The following is a 17,101-nucleotide window of genomic DNA, read 5'->3' as shown; positions in this document are numbered from 1 at the left end:
ATGATGGAGACGGAGCAACAGACGAAGAAGAAAAAGCTGCAGGCACCGATCCAAAAGACAAAGACTCAAAACCAGATGCAACCGCACAAGCAGATAGGATTACTCCAATAGTGACTCCAGTAAGCAAAGATTTTGGAGTACCAACAACTGACAATGATGTAATTGGTGCTGTAAGTGGATTACCAGAGGAATCTAAAGTAACTATTAATCCAGGACAAACTCTTCCAGATGGTAAGAAATCAGGTAAGTTTACAGTAAAAGTAACGGTAACTTATGTAGATGGATCTAGCGAAGAAGTAATAGTTCCAGTAACAGTTAAGAAAGCAAGTTCTTCAACTCCTTGGATTCCTCCAAGCAAACCTGACACAGGTGAAAAAGAACAAGTGGAAACTGGCGAGATTAAAACACATATTGCGTATATCTTCGGATATCCAGATGGATCTGTTCAACCAGATGGTAATATGACTCGTGCGGAAGCTGCGGCGATGTTGGCTCGTTTGATGGGATATGATTTATCAAATGACAACGCACCAAACTTCTCTGATACCCCAAGTGGATGGTATAATAGTGTGATCAATGCAGTTGTTTCCAAGGGATTGATGCAAGGTTATCCAGACGGAAGCTTCCATCCAAATGCACAAATCACAAGAGCAGAATTTGCACAAATGATTAAAAATATTGACAAAGCAAATAACGCAGAAGCGCCATTTGCAGATGTTCAAGGTCATTGGGCAGAAGCAGCGATCGATCAAGCATCCGGAAATGGAAGAATCAACGGTTATCCAGATGGAACCTTCAAACCAAACAACAATATTACTCGTGCAGAAGCTGCTAAGGTATTGAATAGCTTGTTTGATCGAATGGTTCGCAATAGAGGATTAGTTGATGTGATGAAAGATGCTCGTCAATTCACTGACCTATATGGAAACCATTGGGGATATTACGACATGATCGAAGCAACAAACACTCACAGATTTGTACGTGTACAAAAAGGTGAAGTGGAAGAAATTTGGAGAGAGATTTTAGATTTGACTTTCAATAAATAATTGAATGTAAAATTCCTTAAAAAAGGAGCCTCCCGAAATGGGAGGTTCTTTTTTATTGTTGTAAATAGGCTTTTGCTGTTATTCTAAGGGAGTTTTCACACCACTTATGTCATTTCGACTGGAAAAATTCCGTTAGGGATTTTGTAGTGGAGAAATCTGACAACCCTTTTACGTTTGTTATTCTAAGGGCTTTGTCTTAGGTGGACGCTCACCCTGGTGAGATTTCTCGACTCGCTTCGCTCCCTCGAAATGACGTGGTAGGGAGGACGCTCTGTGGAAGAAAAAAGGACATTTTTGATTCTGCTCTTCTTCGTGGATTTCGCGTTCTTTCTCATTTCTTTGTGATTTGTTTTCTAGGGGAGGGACAAGGGCGTTGCGATTCGCCCTATGTCCCTCCCCTAGGCCCCACCCTTGTTACCCTAACGCTTTACGGAAGGTGGCTTTTTCTTGCGAAAAAGCATTGGTATGGATTCGCGAAGGGCGGGTTCATTCAAATGGGTTGTGTTTTTTGTTAGTTGTTACAATGGCCTTGTTTTAGATTTGCGCTCACCCTGGTGAGATTTCTCCATGCGAAAAAACTGACGTTTTTTCTTAGTCGAAATGACATAAAAGAGAGGATATTTCTAAAGGAAAAGCAAAAAGAGAAAAAAAGAAGTGATTCTATAGCCTTTTTGTATTATAATAAAAGTGTCTTGCAGAGAAACGGAGTGTTCTCTGCTTTTTTCAAACCGTTTTTACAGGGGGTTACAGTTTGACACAGAAAATTTCTAAAAATTTATTTTATATTATGGCTTTTTCGACGACGATTGCGATTCTTTCTGAGATGGCGCCTTCTGGAGTTTTGTTACAGATGACGAGGGATCTAGGAATTTCAGAGTCTTCCGGTGGGCTTTTTATTGGTATGTATGCTTTTGCGGCGGCTCTTTTTGCGATTCCCGTTGTGACTTGGACTATGAAAATGGATCGAAAGAGATTGTTGCAATGGATTGTTGCGGTTTTGGGGATTTCCAATTTGGCGATTTCTTTTCTTTCATCCTTTGAGGGAATTTTGTTTTTTCGTCTACTTTCGGGAATGGCATCGGGCTCTCTTTGGCCGATTATGTCGGCTTATGGAAGCAAAATGGTTTCTCGTGAAGAGGCAGGAAGTACCATTGCAACTATTATGTCCGGCGGGCCGATTGGCTTGCTTTTAGGAGTTCCGGCTTTGACCTATTTAGGCAATTCCATTTCTTGGCGTTGGGAATTTCGAGCCATTGCTCTTTTGTCTCTTTTTATTTTGTGGATGGTGGAGCGATTTTTGCCATCGGTTCCAGGAGAGATTCAAAGGGAGCGAAAGAGTTTGTTTCAAGTGTTGTCCCATCGGGATATGGCTTGGATTGGAATTACGAATTTTATTGTAATGATGGGATTTTACATCCTTTACGTCTATATAGAGCCTTTGGCTCAACACATTCACTATCCGGCAAAAATTTCTGTAGCTCAACTGATTTATGGAGTGGCAACCTTTATTTCCATTCAAGTGGTGGTAAAATGGGTGGAAAAGAGGTTGAATTTCTTTATTAATTTGTATGTAATTCTTCCGATTTTGTCCATGCTTTTGTTTTTGTTTGTGGATAGGAATTTGTGGGTTCATTCTCTGGCTTTCTTTTTATGGGGCGCTTCTTACGGTCCTCTTTCCAGCTTGTTCCAAACGGCCATTGCTCGCCGAATTCCTGAGGACCGAGAAACGGGAAATGCGATTCAGTCCAGTGTATTTAGTTTCGGTTCTATGGCTGGTTCTGTCTTTGGAGGAATGATTTTGGGTATAAAATCCATAGAAACAGTTATTTGGTGTGCTTTGGCCCTATTTGTTGTTTCTCTATTGATGATTTGGGCAAGAAAAGAGACCTTTGCCCCTTAGGAGGTAATTATGAAAGTGATTATAAATGAAGAAGCGAAAGAATATATGAAGAAAAAAGGTTGGGACGAGATATATATTGAGGCTGGAACGAGAGGTTGTTGTGGTTCGGCAGGGATTTATGTAACCTCCATTCATAAAGGAGAGCCAAAATCTCAGAAGCATCTATACAAAATGTACGAGAGCGAAGGAAAAAAAGTCCACGTTCCTAGATTTATGCCTGTGGTAGACAATACCATTGAAATCGGAACGGAAGAGTTTTTGGGATTTAAGAATTTAGCCATTTTGAACCTAAAAGAATATATTTCAGAATAAAAGAGAGCCTTCCAATGGGAGGGCTCTTTTATAGACAATAAAAACCACCGGCATAGCCAGTGGTTTTTTCTTATTTTTCAATTTCTAATTCTTCCCCTGTAAATCCATACAAATGAACCTCTTGGTTTTTTAGTTTATAGATTTGGAAATGAGGATCTCCTACAGAATATCCCAGATTTTCCAACATAGGAAGTTCTGCCAAAGCAGCTTTTTGCGTCGCGTCGTCTGTTATAAATTCGACTTCTCCGTCAATACGCAAAGTATTCATTTTTTTATCAATGGCTGCAATTTGTACCTTTGGATATTCTTTTATTTGTTTGTAAATATTTTTTCTTGTATCGGAATAGAAGGCCAACTCTCCTCCAAAATCCATAACGAACCCAATAGGGCGTGTATATCCCTTAGTGCCATCTGTCGTACCAATATAAAAAACTCGTGCTTCCTTTAGAAAATCAATCGCTCTCATAGACTCCTCCTTTTTCCTAAAAATATTCTTATCTCATTCATACCCAAAGTGGGGAAGAAAACTTATTTTCTTTCCGGTAAAAATTCCCAGCGAAATTTTGGCATATGTCCCATCATTCTTTTTGGGTTTTTCCGAGCTTCAATGGCAATATGGTCATAAAATGTTTGCCATGCCTTTTGATAGAATTCTTCTTCTTCCGTCCCTTGGATATGGAGATCCTCCACAAGGAAAAAATCTTTTTGCCCGTCTTCATAAATTCCGCAAATTTCCCGACCAACGTCGTGGATCATAAATTTTTCTTTGGGAAGGCGATGGACAAAGTGGGGGAAAAGCAAATCAAGAATTTGGTTTTTTGGACGAAAAGGAGCATAAAAATATCCTTCTTGGATTTCTTGAAATCGGAGAAGCCCCATATACGTGTGAACTTCGCGATAGACGCTTTTTTCCAATCCTAAAAATTTTGCGGCATCCCCATCGCTACTATAAAGAAAATTCTCTCCATAGGCATACATTTTTCGAATGGTTCGGGCAATGGTTTCTTCTTTTTCTTCTTCGTGGGAGCGAAAAGCCACAGAAATAGAATGGAAAAAAGAAGGGGAAAATCGCTCCTTGATTCCCTTTTCTACTCGCTTCGCCTCCTCCATATTGGTGGAAATCCGAACCCGATCAAAATCCATAACCATCTGATCTGTTTCCGGCTCGATTTTGCAATCCAATAGATGTTTATAGCCCTGAAAAATTACGGTTAAAAATCCCATAAAACTTCCGTCGTATTCATAGATCATAAAATCACCTGAAAAATCTTAGTTGTTGATAATTGTCAGGGTCGGCGTTTCGCATGGATTCCCGCAAAAGATCGGGGCTGGAAAAATTTCCTCCTCGATAGACGCCTCCAACAGTAATAAAGTTTCGGGCCCGTTTGGTTGAGATTTTTAAGGATTTTAGCCCATCGTAAGAGAGGGCGGCAAATCGCCGAGCTTGAATAATTTTCTGGGCGGATTTTGGGCCGAATCCAGGAATTCGTAGAAGTTCTTTATAGGTGGCTCGGTTGATTTCCATAGGGAAGAGATGAATGTTTTCAATGGCCCAGTTTGCCTTTGGATCCAAATACAAATCAAAAAAAGGATTTTTCTGTGAAAGGATCTCCGTAGAATGGAATCCATAGAAACGCATAAGAAAATCTCCCTGATAAATGCGATGCTCCCGAAGAAGGGGAGGTTTTACAATTCCCTCGGTCAAAGGGGAGGCAACGGCAGGAACGAACCCGGAATAATACACTCGCTTCATCTTATAATCGTCATAAAGAGACTGGGTTCGTTGCAAAATCGTAAAATCATCTTCCCTAGCTGCGCCAATAATCATCTGGGTAGTTTGCCCAGCGGGAACAAATTTTGGCGCCTGGCGAAACTGCTTCCGTTCCGCTACATTTTGTTCAATTCCTCCCCCAATGGCAAGCATAGGCCGATAAATGGACTCGTAGGATTTTTGTGGCGCCAAAAGTTTTAAGGAAGATTCCGTTGGCATTTCAATATTGACGCTCATTCGATCAATGTACAATCCCATTTCTTGGATTAAGGACGGGCTGGCTCCGGGGATGGCCTTCATGTGAATGTAGCCGTAAAACTGATGGACTTTCCGCAAAAGTTTCGCCACGCGAATCATCTTTTCCATGGTATCATCGGGATTTTTGGACACCGCACTGGAAAGGAAAAGGCCTTCTATATAATTTCGTTTGTAAAATTCAATGGTTAACTGGGCGACCTCCTCAGGGGTAAACTCTGCCCGTGGCGTGTCAGCACTACGGCGATTGATGCAATAGACGCAATCGTAGACACAATCGTTGGTTAAGAGAATTTTCAAAAGGGAAATACAACGGCCGTCTTCACTCCAAGAATGGCAAATTCCACTAACGTGAGCATTCCCAATTCCTCCTTGATTTTTTCGGTTGGAGTTACTAGAAGAGCAACTTACGTCATATTTGGCCGCATCGGTTAAAATGCCTAATTTTTCTTCTATATTCATAGTATCACCTGAATCCATTGTACCAAAGATTCAAGAAAAAAGAAACATATGTTCGCCTTTAAGAAAAAAATTGCCGCGCCAAAGCCAAACCTTCCGTATCCGGCAAGTAGACAATATTAAAAGGGTGGTAGGAGCTGATTCCCTCTACAGAAAAAGTAGAAAGTCCATCTCCTGGTTCCAAAATATTTTCGTAGGCGAAAGTGATACCTAAATTTTTTTCGACCAACTTTTTAATACTGTGGATACTGCTAATGGAAACTGTGCGAGAAAATCGATGAATGGATTCGTTTAACAAAGCCAAATGCTCCACAAAAATATTTCGGCTTCCCGACCCCTCCTCTCGAAGAATAATGGTTTCTTGAAAAAGGGATTCCAAGGGGATTTCCCTTTGGGCAAAAGGATGGGCAGAAGAGCAAATGCCCGTAAAATATTCTTGAGAAAATAAATAAGAATCATATCTTGTTCGATCAAAATTTCCCTCTAAAATCAAAAAATCCTTCTGATTTTCTCGCAAAAGTTCCAATAAATTTTCCGTATTATCAATGGTAAGCTCTACATTGTTTTCCTTAGAAGAAAGAAAGCGGTTTAGATCTTCTATTAAAACAAAATCTCCAATGGTCTTAGTTAAACCAATGCGCAGAAAATTTCCCCCCTCTTCCTTCTGTTGAAGTCGACTTTTTAATTTTTCGTAATTGTGTCGCAAGCTGTAGGCGTAGGTTTCCAAAGGATAAGATTCCTCCGTACGATGGAGTTTTTTCCCATCGTAATAAAAGAAACGACAAGAAAATTCTTCCTCCAAAGACTGGATTTGTTTGGTAATAGCAGGCTGAGAAAGGTGAATCCGCTCTGCCGTTAAACGATAGTTCATGGTTTCGCATAAAATTAAAAAAGTTTCCAATCGATTGTCCATAGTCACCTCATAAAAAATATTTATCAATACATTCCAAATAATAACTATATTTTATCAATAAATTATGAGAAGATACAAGAAAGAATAAAGGAGGAAGACATGAAAAAAATCATATCATACATACCTGGCGTTGCTTTGGCCTTTTTCATCGCCATTCTCGCCAAAAGCATTGAAAATTTATTGCCAATTCCTTTAATTAGTGCCTCTGTTTTGGCCTTATTTATTGGAATGGGATTCAATATTTTTCGAAAAGAGAAAGATACTTTTTCAAAGGGCGTTGGATTTACGGGAAAAAAAGTTCTTCGTATTGCCATTGTCCTTTTAGGAGCCAGTCTAAATGTAGCGACCATTTTGAACGTAGGAAGATTGTCCTTAGCTGTAATGATCTTTACCTTATTGACCTGTTTTGGCGGGGGATATTTTGTCGGAAGAGCCCTCGGCTTAAACTGGAAATTATCCAATCTAATTTCAGCAGGAACCGGGATTTGTGGAGGATCTGCTATTGCCGCTATCTCTCCTGTTATTGAAGCCGAAGACAAAGACATCGCCTACGCTATGAGCGCCACGTTTTTATTCGATATGGCCATGATTATTCTCTTTCCTATTATGGGCCACGCTCTAGGACTTGACGATATGGCCTATGGACTATGGGCAGGAACCGCAGTAAACGACACATCTTCTGTTGTAGCGGCCGGTTATGCCTTTAGCGAAGGAGCAGGGGATTTTGCCACCATGGTAAAATTAACCCGAACTCTCGTAATTATTCCAACGGTAATTGTTTTTGCCATGATTAGCAACCGCCTCAAACGCAAAGAAAATGTAGAAGGAGAAGTAAAATACTCCATCACCAATATTTTCCCCTGGTTTATCCTAGGATTTTTGGCCATGGCAGCCCTAAACAGTTTAGGAGTTTTCACACCAGAACTATCAGGATTCTTAAAAGATTGTAGCAAATTCTTTATGGTCGCCGCCCTTGCCGCCATCGGTCTAAAAACCAATTTTGGAGAATTAAAACAATCAGGATTCGCCCCCATGGTTCATGGTTTTATTATTTCCGCCCTTGTTGTAATTGTAGCCATAGGGGTAGAAATTGCTCTAGGTATTGCAGTGATTTCATAGAAAAAAATCCTCTCCTTTGGTAGGATAGAAAAAAGGAGATTATTTATGGAAGAAAAAATAAAAAGAACACTGCTTTTTACCCTAGGAATACTAGCCGTCATTGTGGCGGATATTTGGATTATCGAAGGAATGTATCTACTTTTGGAGAATCTTTTTCCTTCCATTGAAACGATTCACAGCAACATTATCTATTCAGGCATTGCCACGGTAGAAGTTCTCTTTTTCGGCGGAATCTATCAAAAATTGTATTGCGGGAGAGGAAAAACGGGCAGCCCTCAATTGGCAAACCCCATTTCATCCCTTGTGGTAGCCTTTGGAGCCGGAGGAATGGCTCTCATTTGGTTAATCTTAGCCAGTGATTATTTGTACGAAATTCCTCTCATTGCCAAAAGTTTAGAAATTATGAACGGCGCCTTTGACGAAATGGATTCCGGGCTTTATCTCTGGTCTTTCCTAAATGTATGTCTTATTGGACCCATGGCAGAAGAGCTCATGTTTCGCGGGCTCATTTTGAACTTCTTACGCAAAATTTGGAATCGCCCATGGTTTTTTATCGGACTTTCGGGAATTTTATTTGGAATTTGGCACGGAATTTTTGTTCAATCGGTTTATACCAGTCTTATTGGAATGGTTTTAGGAGTGGTCTATTATAAGACAGGAAAATTGCGTTGGCCCATTTTGATCCATGTCATTAACAACTTTCTATCCACTTTGCCTCCCGTCCTTCAATACGACGGCGTCTACTTAGCCATTGACGATCTCTCTCTTCTTCTTATTTTGCCTACTCTGTATCTTTTGTTTCAAGAAGAGATCCAGAAAAAAAGAATCCGGGAAAAAGATAGAAAAGAACCCTCATCTGATTTATAATAGAAGTATACAGAAACAGAGGAGGACAGTATGAAAAAAGTAAGATTGAATCTAGAATTTGGCGCATACCCCCTATGGATTCTAGGTGAAGACGGCACATTGATCGACACGGCAGCACCAAAGGAATTAAAAGAAGACGAAGTTTTTTTAGGAAAACTAGATAAAATGCAAAGAATGTATGAAAGTCTATTTGTAAACGATGCAATGGACTTTGAATACATTGGAGATACCATGCCAGGTGTTCGAAAAGAAGTAGAAAAATTCTTCAAAGAAATTGAAGAAGATCTAAAAGAAAAAGTAGGAGATTCCTACGAAATCGAAGTTTGGGACTTAAAATTAGAAGGACATGAATAAAGGTCGGGAATTTCCGACCTTTATTCATGTCCTTCAATTTTTGCCCGAGCCATTGTAAAAAGGCCCTTTGCACAAAGTTTTTCCTCCTGAAAAACCTCCACATCAATCGTCATTAACATCTCTCCCTTTTTTACCACTTTTGCCAATCCGTGTATACGCCCTTTTACCACAGGACGCAAATAGGAAAAAGAAGAAGTCGACGTTAAAAAAGGACCCATAGCCGTCGCCAACAAGCCGCCAAAAGTATCAGCAAACCCATAAACAACCGCCCCATGGCCATAATCATACATATTCAAAGCCTTATCCTCAATATCTAAATACGCCTCAGAAATCCCAACTTCCTTATCAAATTTCGTAAAAAACAAAGGAAATTCATGGTAATATCCCCTTTTGCGTAATTCATTCATAAACTGTTCGTTAATATCCATAAAAATCACCTCTAAAAAAGTATAACACACAAAAAAAGAAGAAAAAAAGCAAAAAAATAGGAAAAATTTTTCAGGAAAACTTTTCCAAATCTGTATACACACTTTTTTTTGAAAAAACTATGTAGTATAATGAGTGAGGAAATTTTATAGTGTATAGAGTGGGAGGATTCAAATGAAACTAGTTTATCAAGGTAAGACAAAAGACTTGTATGAATTGGAGAACGGCAACTACTTGTTGAAGTTTAAGGACGATGTAACAGGAAAAGATGGCGTATTTGACCCAGGTGAAAACCAAGTTGGTTTAACATTGGATGGCGCAGGAGAAGCGGGATTAAAACTAACAAAATTTTTCTTTGAAAAATTCAACGAAAAAGGTTTGTACACACACTACGTAGATTGCAACATCGAAGAAAAAACGATGGAAGTATTACCAGCAACTACATTTGGTAAAGGATTGGAATTTATCTGTCGCTACAAAGCAGTCGGATCATTCTACCGTAGATACAAAGACTACGTAGAAGAAGGACAAGATCTAGATGGATTTGTAGAAGTAACATTGAAAAATGACGACGCAGGCGATCCACCAATCACAAAAGACGGTTTGGCCATTTTAGGATTGGTAACCAACGAAGAATACGAAGAATTGGCAAAAATGACACGTGAAATCTGCGACGAAATCAAAGATATTTTGGCAAGCAAAGGAATCACTCTATACGATATCAAATTAGAATTCGGCAAAGACAAAGACGGAAAAGTACTATTAATCGACGAAGTTTCTGGTGGAAACATGAGAGCATACAAAGGCGATGAATACGTTCAACCATTGGATTTACCAGCATTAATCTTAGGATAAAAAAAGAGCCTTACAAGGGTCTTTTTTTATTGGAAAAAATTATAGGTCTTTTGCGTTATTCCACCACTTACGTCATTCCAATCGAGGAATTTCGATAGGATTTCCCCCACTTACGTCATTTCGACCGGAAAAATTCCATTAGGAATTTTGTAGCGGAGAAATCTCACATGCCTTTTACGCTCACACACCCAAGGGCCTTCCTCCCATATCCCCCGCCTTTTTTAGCATACGGGCTTTACGCTCACACACCCAAGGGCCTTCCCCTAGGTAGGCGTTCACCCCGGTGAGATTTCTCGACTCGCTCCGCTCCCTCAAAAGGACAACGGAAAAAGTTTCAAAATCGACTCAATAACCTTTGAAATTCACAACAAAACTTAAAAAAGTATAGAAAATCACTCAAGAATAAAAGTATAAAAAACAAAAATACACAAAAAAATTCATTTATCACACTAATCCTATAAAAAAACCAGGAAAACTACTGTAATCAAGTATAAAATAGGATAGAATTCAAATAAGAATAGCTATAAATGGCTAAATTTCAACGAATATATTAAAAAACAAAAGACAATTTTTATTTGAAAATAATTATGAAGAAAAGGGGATTTGTATGGAAAAAAAGAAAGGTAGAATTTTCAAAAGTGCCACGGCTTTCTTTTTAGCGGCTCTAATGCTTCTAGGCTCCATGCCATTTGGATTATTAGATTTTAGTGAGAAAGCGAACGCGGCGACAGGGGGAACTAGCTAGTAGGGAAACAGTGTATTTTCCTAGTAATACGGCAACTCCGGATATAACACAGGATTTCTATCTTCCTGACGGCGATTACCAAGATGCTGAAATGGTTAAAGGTAGTAATTCTATCAGAATAACAGATTGGACAGCAGCTGACTCAGGTTTTGCTAGGTCGAATAAAAGTATAGATTTAACAAGATATAATTATGTATGGGAGTTTGTTTATCAAGCGCCTAATAATAATGGAATACCAGATGCATTAGATGGAGGTGTTGCTTTCACTATTCATAATGATCCAAATTTTAAGGTAGAAAAGGATGGTGATTTTGGTGCTTTAGGGATTTATGCTAATCGAACCGCAAATCTAGGGATAAATAATGCAATATCGATAGAATTTGACAACAAAAAAGCTTATGAATATGACGACAGTCTTTCTAGCTCTATATTAGATTCTCATATAGCAATCACCAATCCGAAATCATATCTGTTTCATAGAACTGTATTACATGAGTCTATTTCAAATTTAAGTACAAGATTATGGAACAATAATAATAACACAATTAAAATATATTGGACATTAATAAATGAAGGGGCATCGTCTTCAGAAACTGACAACATTTATTTATTAAAATATGAATATTATCAAGGTGTATCAAGCGCTTTTGGAACGCCTACAGCATCTGGTTCGAAAAGAATTTCTTACGATACAGCTTTTAATGTAAACACCGGAATTTTTAAGTCTACAGAAGTATACTATTCGTTATCAGGCTCTAATGGCAGTTTACCTACTGCAGGAAACTATAAGCGTCAATACTTCTCCTACCCACAAACCTACCCATACACAGTAGACTACTTTATTCAACTAGCAAATGGCACAAAAACGAACATAAATCTATCTTCAAAAGTACCAACTGTCACAATGAAATCAGGAAGATTACCTGCTGGTACAGCGGATATCGGACCCCTTCCCAATCCTGATAAATATGTTTTAGCTCCAAATCAAAGTGACACAGTTAATATATCCTCAACTTCAGCTAATGCCTTTAATTTTTATTATATAGACGATGCACCGGTCTTTTCAGGTGTTGAAAATAAGACAATTTTTATGGGGGATACTTTCAATAGTTTAGAAGGCGTTACCGTAACAGACGATGAAGATGGCACTATTGCAACAACAAAGGTTACAGTTACAGGGGAAGTAAACACCCAAGAAGCAGGGGATTATACCTTAACTTATTCTGTTACAGATTCAGTTGGAAATGTTACAAAAATAAACAGAGAAATTAAAGTTTTGGACCCTATTATAGAAGATACATCACCAGATACGGATACAGACAGACCTGAAGGATATGTATCAGTAACCTTCTTTCCAGGAGAACATGGAAGTTTAACAGGGATAAGAAAATACTATGTGCATCCAGATGCTAATAAAACCTTAGCTAATATTACTCTTCCTCAAATTATAGCGAAGCCAGAATATAAGGTGGCAACACCAAATTGGTCTCCTAATTATAATAGTAGTGATGTAATAAAAAGTGATTTAACTTATACAGCTCAATACAAAGAAAAGATAGTTACAACGGACCCACAAGATACAGATTACGTAAAAGTTTCTTTTAGTAACCCTACGACTGAAGCACACGGAACTCTATCTGGAACAACTGAATATTGGGTATTGAAAGATACAGAAATAAATTTAACAACTCCAACAGTAACTCCAGAGGCTTCATGGGCTTTTTCTGGATGGAATCCTCCAGTAAATAAGGTTTATACAGCAGAAACAAACCATGTCGCTCAGTACAGTTATAATGGAGACAATGTTGTACCTCAACCAGGAACAGGGAAACCAGATGTGCCAGCTAACTACGTTTTAGTAGATTTCTCTGCAGAAGCAAACGGAACTTTTGCTGAGGGAGCCATAACAAAATACTGGGTAAATCCAACGGCAAATGTTACAATTCCTGAACCAACAATTAATGCCAATGAAGGTTATAAATTCGTTGGATGGGATAAAGCATTAACAGGAACTTTTGCTGTTGCAACAACTATTCAGGCTCAATACAAACAAGAAGTTTTAACAACAGATCCAAAGGATGACGATTATGTAAATATAAAATTTGATTTAGCGTCTCAAGGTATATTAAACAAAGGTCAAATTACAGAGTATTGGGTTCTAAAAAATCAAGAAATAACAATTACTCCCCCAATATTTACTGTGAAGGACAATTGGGGATTTACAGAATGGAATCCAGCAGTTCAAACTATGTATGTTGAGAATAAAACACACCAGGCTCAATATAAATATACAGGGCCTGATGTTGTTCCTGAAACTCCAGACGATGTAAGACCAAATGTACCTGAAAACTTTGTTAAGGTTACCTTCGAAGCAGGTCCTAACGGAAGGATTACAGAAGGAGAAACCGTATATTACGTAAATCCAGGTATAGAAGTAACTTTACCTGAACCAACAACTCAGGCAGACAAAGGATATCACTTTGATAGTTGGGATACAGAATTAACAGGAACCTTTATAGAAGGAGAAAAAATTACAGCTAAATTTGTAGAAGACGAAGCCGTAACCATTACCTACCAAGCAAATACAGGTGGAACAGTATCTCCTACCAGTGAAACGGCCGCACCAGTAACGGGTGTGGTATATGGCTCAACTGCAACAGCAAGTCCTGGTTATACCTTTGTAAACTGGACTGACGCTGATGGGAATGTAGTAAGTACAGACGCTACTTATGTTCCAGCAAAAGTAGATGGATTAAACGTAGCAAGAACCTATACCGCAAACTTTAAGGAAAATGAAAATGTAACCATTACCTACACAGCTGGAGAAGGCGGAACAGTATCTCCAGCAAGCGAAACATTGGCTCCAGCAACAGGAATAGCCCAAGGCTCAACAGCCACAGCAAGTTCTGGTTATACCTTTGTAAATTGGACTGACGCTGATGGGAATGTAGTAAGTACAGACGCTACTTATATTCCAGCAAAAGTAGGTGAAGTAAATGTGGCAGGAACCTATACCGCAAACTTTGGGAAAAATGTCATCTTCTATGATAATAACGATACAATTCCAGAAACAGCTCCGGAAGGATATGTAAGAATTACCTTTAATCAAGGAGATTATGGGACATTAAGTTATAAAGAAAATGATGGTGACATGATAAACGCACCAGCCATAACATACGATGTACGAGAGACTCTTACTTGGACAGAAGCAAGAGGAAATGGCCTTATTGTTCCAACTTTAGCAGGGGATGAAATCAAACTTACAGAAGATAGCAACTATAAATTTGTAGGTTGGGATTCAGTGATACCGAGTGGTGAAACAACTGTAACAAATCAAGAGTTTGTAGCTCAGTATAAACGAATTGTTATAGTTTATGGCCTTAATGACACTATTCCAGAACCTATCCCAGAAGGCTATGTAAGGGTAATCTTTCATGCCAATGATATGATGAATATTAAAACAGGAAGCTTCCCATATGGGAAAACCGAAAAAGTAATAGATGTCTTAAAAGGTACAGAAAATATCAATTTGATGGTCTACAAACCAATTAACCCTACCGCTACTCAGTTGACATATAGTTTTTCAAGCTGGGATAAGGAAATTCCAACCAATTGGACTGCAAATGAGAATATGGATTTTTATGCGGTCTATAAAGATATTGTAGTGACCGAGGAACCAACGATTGACGATCCAGAAAATCCAGGAGAAACAATCCAAGACCCTGACTATGTAACCTTAGAATTCCTAGCAGGAGACGGGGGAACATTAAGCGGCACAAGCAAATATTGGGTTCTAAAAGGCCATGCCGTAAGTGAAGACACAGACTTTGTAGAACCAACCGCAACCAAAGCCGGTTCAACCTTTGCAAGTTGGGAACCAAGCTTTAGTGCAGACACTATATTAAATGAAAATGCAACACACACAGCAACGTATAGTCTAAAAGATATTGTAGTGACCGAGGAACCAACGATTGACGATCCAGAAAATCCAGGAGAAACAATCCAAGACCCTGACTATGTAACCTTAGAATTCCTAGCAGGAGACGGGGGAACATTAAGCGGCACAAGCAAATATTGGGTTCTAAAAGGCCATGCCGTAAGTGAAGACACAGACTTTGTAGAACCAACCGCAACCAAAGCCGGTTCAACCTTTGCAAGTTGGGAACCAAGCTTTAGTGCAGACACTATATTAAATGAAAATGCAACACACACAGCTCAATACACTACAAACCCAACTGACGCAGAAACTTACACTCCAACAGCAGCAGAACAAACTGTAAAAGTTGGAGAGACTCCTGTGGCTGAAAAATCAATAGGTAATGTGGCAGAGCTTCCAGAGGGAACAACATTTGCATACAAAGAACCGGTTGATACTACAACAGCAGGCGATAAACTAGCAGTAGTTGTGGTAACTTATCCTGATAACTCGTCTGAGGAAGTAGCTGTAAAAGTAACTGTGGAAGCAAACTCTACGCAAGCAGAAACTTACACTCCACAAGTTACCTCTGAAACAGTAGAGCAAGGTGGAAGTTATGACTTAACTGACAATGTAACCGTTCCAGGATATGTTGAAGATCCAGATCATCCTGGTCAACCAACATTTACAGATGTAACGCCAGAGGGTGCGATTGATGTAAATACGCCAGGAACTTACACGGGTAAAGTGGAAGTGACGTATCCTGATGGATCTACAGAAGTAGTTGATGTACCGGTTACTGTAACTGGGAAAGAAGAAGATCCAACCCAAGCAGATACCTATGACCCAGTGGTGGTAGGAGAAACTGTAGAGGAAGGAACACCAATTGACTTAACTGATAATGTAACCGTTCCAGGATATGTTGAAGACCCAGAACATCCTGGTCAACCGACATTCAAAGATGTAACACCAGAGGGTGCAATTGATGTAAATACGCCAGGAAATTACACGGGTAAAGTGGAAGTAACCTATCCGGATGGATCTACAGAAATTGTAAATGTACCAGTTACGATTACGAAAAAACCGGTAGAGCCTACACCGATTGAACCAACGCCATGGATTGATCCTTCGAAACCTGTAACTCCAGAAGAGGAAACAGGAGTTCATGTTGGATATATCTTTGGTTATCCAGATGGATCGGTTCAACCAGATGGCAACATGACTCGTGCAGAAGCGGCGGCTATGTTGGCTCGTTTGAAGGGCTATAGTTTGAACAATAATGAGGCGCCAAACTTTACGGATACTCCTAGTGGATGGTACAACAGTGTAATTAACGCCGTTGTTGCCAATGGTTTGATGCAAGGGTATCCAGATGGAAGTTTCCGTCCTAATGCTCCTATTACTAGAGCGGAATTTGCTCAAATGATCAAGCCAATTGATAAAGCAAACAATGGAGATGCTCCATTTGCAGATGTTCAAGGTCATTGGGCTGAACCTGCGATTGATCAAGCTTATGGAAACAATCGTATTGATGGTTATCCAGATGGAACATTCAAACCAAATGATAATATCACTCGTGCAGAAGCGGCGAAGGTATTGAACAGCTTGTTCGAGAGAATGGTTCGCGATAGAGGATTGATTGATGTTGCGAAAAATATTCGTGATTTCAACGACTTGTTCGCTAGTCATTGGGGATATTATGAGGTAGTTGAAGCTTCTAATACTCATACTTTCGTTCGTGTTGAAAAAGGTGGAGTAGAAGAAATTTGGAGAGAAGTTTTGAATTTGAATCGATAGTGGAAGAAATTTCTTTCTATAAAAAAGAGCCTCCCGTTTTGGGAGGTTCTTTTTGTTGTTTGTTTTTGGTTTGTTGAAATCTGACATGCCTTTTACGTTCACACGCCCAAGGGCTTTCCCCCAGGTAGATGCTCACCCTGGTGAGATTTCTCTGTGCGAAAAAACTAGCGTTTTTTCTTAGTCGAAATGACGTAGTAGGGGGAGCGTTGTTGTTGGTAAGGGCTTTGTTCTAGGTGTACGTGGACCCTGGTGAGATTTCTCCGTGCGAAAAACTATCGTTTTTTCTTAGTCGAAATGACGTGGTAGGGAGGGTGCGTTGTTGCTGGTAAGGGCTTTGTCCTAGGTGGACGTGGACCCTGGTGAGAT

At 39.4% G+C, this 17,101-nt stretch carries 14 protein-coding genes; 9 read left to right on the top strand and 5 right to left on the bottom strand.

Annotated elements, in window-relative coordinates; translation table 11 throughout:
- From LQU94_RS05490 to LQU94_RS05480, 3 genes are all read left to right on the top strand, one after another.
- On the top strand, nucleotides 1-1,046 hold a 1,046-nt coding region (locus LQU94_RS05490), incomplete at its 5' end, for an S-layer homology domain-containing protein (protein ID WP_230696691.1).
- Nucleotides 1,047-1,797: 751 nt separating this feature from the next.
- Nucleotides 1,798-2,946, top strand: a complete 1,149-nt coding sequence (locus LQU94_RS05485) for an MFS transporter (RefSeq protein WP_230696690.1) — start codon at nucleotides 1,798-1,800, stop codon at nucleotides 2,944-2,946.
- A gap of 9 nt (nucleotides 2,947-2,955) precedes the next feature.
- The gene (locus LQU94_RS05480; protein WP_230696689.1) at nucleotides 2,956-3,258 is read left to right on the top strand and encodes a CC/Se motif family (seleno)protein; all 303 of its coding nucleotides are present in this window, start codon (nucleotides 2,956-2,958) and stop codon (nucleotides 3,256-3,258) included.
- 70 nt (nucleotides 3,259-3,328) lie between these two features.
- Here the strand turns inward: LQU94_RS05480 and LQU94_RS05475 are convergent, their stop codons facing one another.
- The 4 genes from LQU94_RS05475 to LQU94_RS05460 all read right to left on the bottom strand — a co-directional run bounded on the left by LQU94_RS05475 (nucleotide 3,329) and on the right by LQU94_RS05460 (nucleotide 6,656).
- The gene (locus LQU94_RS05475; protein WP_230696688.1) at nucleotides 3,329-3,724 is read right to left on the bottom strand and encodes a pyridoxamine 5'-phosphate oxidase family protein; all 396 of its coding nucleotides are present in this window, start codon (nucleotides 3,722-3,724) and stop codon (nucleotides 3,329-3,331) included.
- A 62-nt stretch (nucleotides 3,725-3,786) separates the two neighbouring features.
- Nucleotides 3,787-4,509, bottom strand: a complete 723-nt coding sequence (locus tag LQU94_RS05470; protein ID WP_230696687.1) for a TIGR03915 family putative DNA repair protein — start codon at nucleotides 4,507-4,509, stop codon at nucleotides 3,787-3,789.
- A 4-nt stretch (nucleotides 4,510-4,513) separates the two neighbouring features.
- Nucleotides 4,514-5,746 (bottom strand): putative DNA modification/repair radical SAM protein, encoded by a 1,233-nt coding sequence (locus LQU94_RS05465; protein WP_230696686.1) that lies wholly within the window; start codon nucleotides 5,744-5,746, stop codon nucleotides 4,514-4,516.
- A gap of 58 nt (nucleotides 5,747-5,804) precedes the next feature.
- Nucleotides 5,805-6,656 (bottom strand): LysR family transcriptional regulator, encoded by an 852-nt coding sequence (locus LQU94_RS05460; protein ID WP_230696685.1) that lies wholly within the window; start codon nucleotides 6,654-6,656, stop codon nucleotides 5,805-5,807.
- A gap of 99 nt (nucleotides 6,657-6,755) precedes the next feature.
- Between LQU94_RS05460 and LQU94_RS05455 the strand changes: the two genes are divergently transcribed.
- From LQU94_RS05455 to LQU94_RS05445, 3 genes are read left to right on the top strand one after another with little or no spacing between them, the layout of a single operon-like run.
- On the top strand, nucleotides 6,756-7,775 hold the full coding sequence (locus tag LQU94_RS05455) for a YeiH family protein (RefSeq protein WP_230696684.1): 1,020 nt from the start codon (nucleotides 6,756-6,758) through the stop codon (nucleotides 7,773-7,775).
- 45 nt (nucleotides 7,776-7,820) lie between these two features.
- A complete protein-coding gene (locus tag LQU94_RS05450; protein ID WP_230696683.1) occupies nucleotides 7,821-8,642 on the top strand; it encodes a CPBP family intramembrane glutamic endopeptidase in 822 nt (273 codons plus the stop codon).
- Nucleotides 8,643-8,672: 30 nt separating this feature from the next.
- The gene (locus LQU94_RS05445) at nucleotides 8,673-8,996 is read left to right on the top strand and encodes a hypothetical protein (RefSeq protein WP_230696682.1); all 324 of its coding nucleotides are present in this window, start codon (nucleotides 8,673-8,675) and stop codon (nucleotides 8,994-8,996) included.
- A 20-nt stretch (nucleotides 8,997-9,016) separates the two neighbouring features.
- Here LQU94_RS05445 and LQU94_RS05440 read toward each other — a convergent pair whose 3' ends face one another.
- Complete coding sequence (locus tag LQU94_RS05440; RefSeq protein WP_230696681.1) at nucleotides 9,017-9,424, bottom strand: PaaI family thioesterase; 408 nt, start codon at nucleotides 9,422-9,424, stop codon at nucleotides 9,017-9,019.
- Between the two features lie 172 nt (nucleotides 9,425-9,596).
- Between LQU94_RS05440 and LQU94_RS05435 the strand changes: the two genes are divergently transcribed.
- From LQU94_RS05435 to LQU94_RS05425, 3 genes are all read left to right on the top strand, one after another.
- Entirely contained in the window at nucleotides 9,597-10,277 is a 681-nt protein-coding gene (locus tag LQU94_RS05435) for a phosphoribosylaminoimidazolesuccinocarboxamide synthase (protein ID WP_230696680.1), read from the top strand.
- A gap of 607 nt (nucleotides 10,278-10,884) precedes the next feature.
- A complete protein-coding gene (locus LQU94_RS05430; protein ID WP_230696679.1) occupies nucleotides 10,885-11,022 on the top strand; it encodes a hypothetical protein in 138 nt (45 codons plus the stop codon).
- A 10-nt stretch (nucleotides 11,023-11,032) separates the two neighbouring features.
- A complete protein-coding gene (locus tag LQU94_RS05425) occupies nucleotides 11,033-16,735 on the top strand; it encodes a Rib/alpha-like domain-containing protein (protein ID WP_230696678.1) in 5,703 nt (1,900 codons plus the stop codon).
- Nucleotides 16,736-17,101: the final 366 nt, after the last annotated feature.

The sequence above is a fragment of the Peptoniphilus sp. KCTC 25270 genome (assembly GCF_021012875.1).
Classification (GTDB): Bacteria; Bacillota; Clostridia; order Tissierellales; family Peptoniphilaceae; genus JAJMZJ01.
This window is presented reverse-complemented; position numbering and strand designations above follow the sequence as displayed.

Excerpts from the sequence above, each read along its gene's own strand:
- LQU94_RS05440 (WP_230696681.1), bottom strand. The coding sequence starts at position 9,424 with ATGGATATTAACGAACAGTTTATGAATGAATTACGCAAAAGGGGATAT.
- LQU94_RS05470 (WP_230696687.1), bottom strand. The coding sequence starts at position 4,509 with ATGATCTATGAATACGACGGAAGTTTTATGGGATTTTTAACCGTAATT.
- LQU94_RS05475 (WP_230696688.1), bottom strand. The coding sequence starts at position 3,724 with ATGAGAGCGATTGATTTTCTAAAGGAAGCACGAGTTTTTTATATTGGT.
- LQU94_RS05465 (WP_230696686.1), bottom strand. The coding sequence starts at position 5,746 with ATGAATATAGAAGAAAAATTAGGCATTTTAACCGATGCGGCCAAATAT.
- LQU94_RS05430 (WP_230696679.1), top strand. The coding sequence starts at position 10,885 with ATGGAAAAAAAGAAAGGTAGAATTTTCAAAAGTGCCACGGCTTTCTTT.
- LQU94_RS05445 (WP_230696682.1), top strand. The coding sequence starts at position 8,673 with ATGAAAAAAGTAAGATTGAATCTAGAATTTGGCGCATACCCCCTATGG.
- LQU94_RS05450 (WP_230696683.1), top strand. The coding sequence starts at position 7,821 with ATGGAAGAAAAAATAAAAAGAACACTGCTTTTTACCCTAGGAATACTA.
- LQU94_RS05460 (WP_230696685.1), bottom strand. The coding sequence starts at position 6,656 with ATGGACAATCGATTGGAAACTTTTTTAATTTTATGCGAAACCATGAAC.
- LQU94_RS05435 (WP_230696680.1), top strand. The coding sequence starts at position 9,597 with ATGAAACTAGTTTATCAAGGTAAGACAAAAGACTTGTATGAATTGGAG.
- LQU94_RS05480 (WP_230696689.1), top strand. The coding sequence starts at position 2,956 with ATGAAAGTGATTATAAATGAAGAAGCGAAAGAATATATGAAGAAAAAA.
- LQU94_RS05455 (WP_230696684.1), top strand. The coding sequence starts at position 6,756 with ATGAAAAAAATCATATCATACATACCTGGCGTTGCTTTGGCCTTTTTC.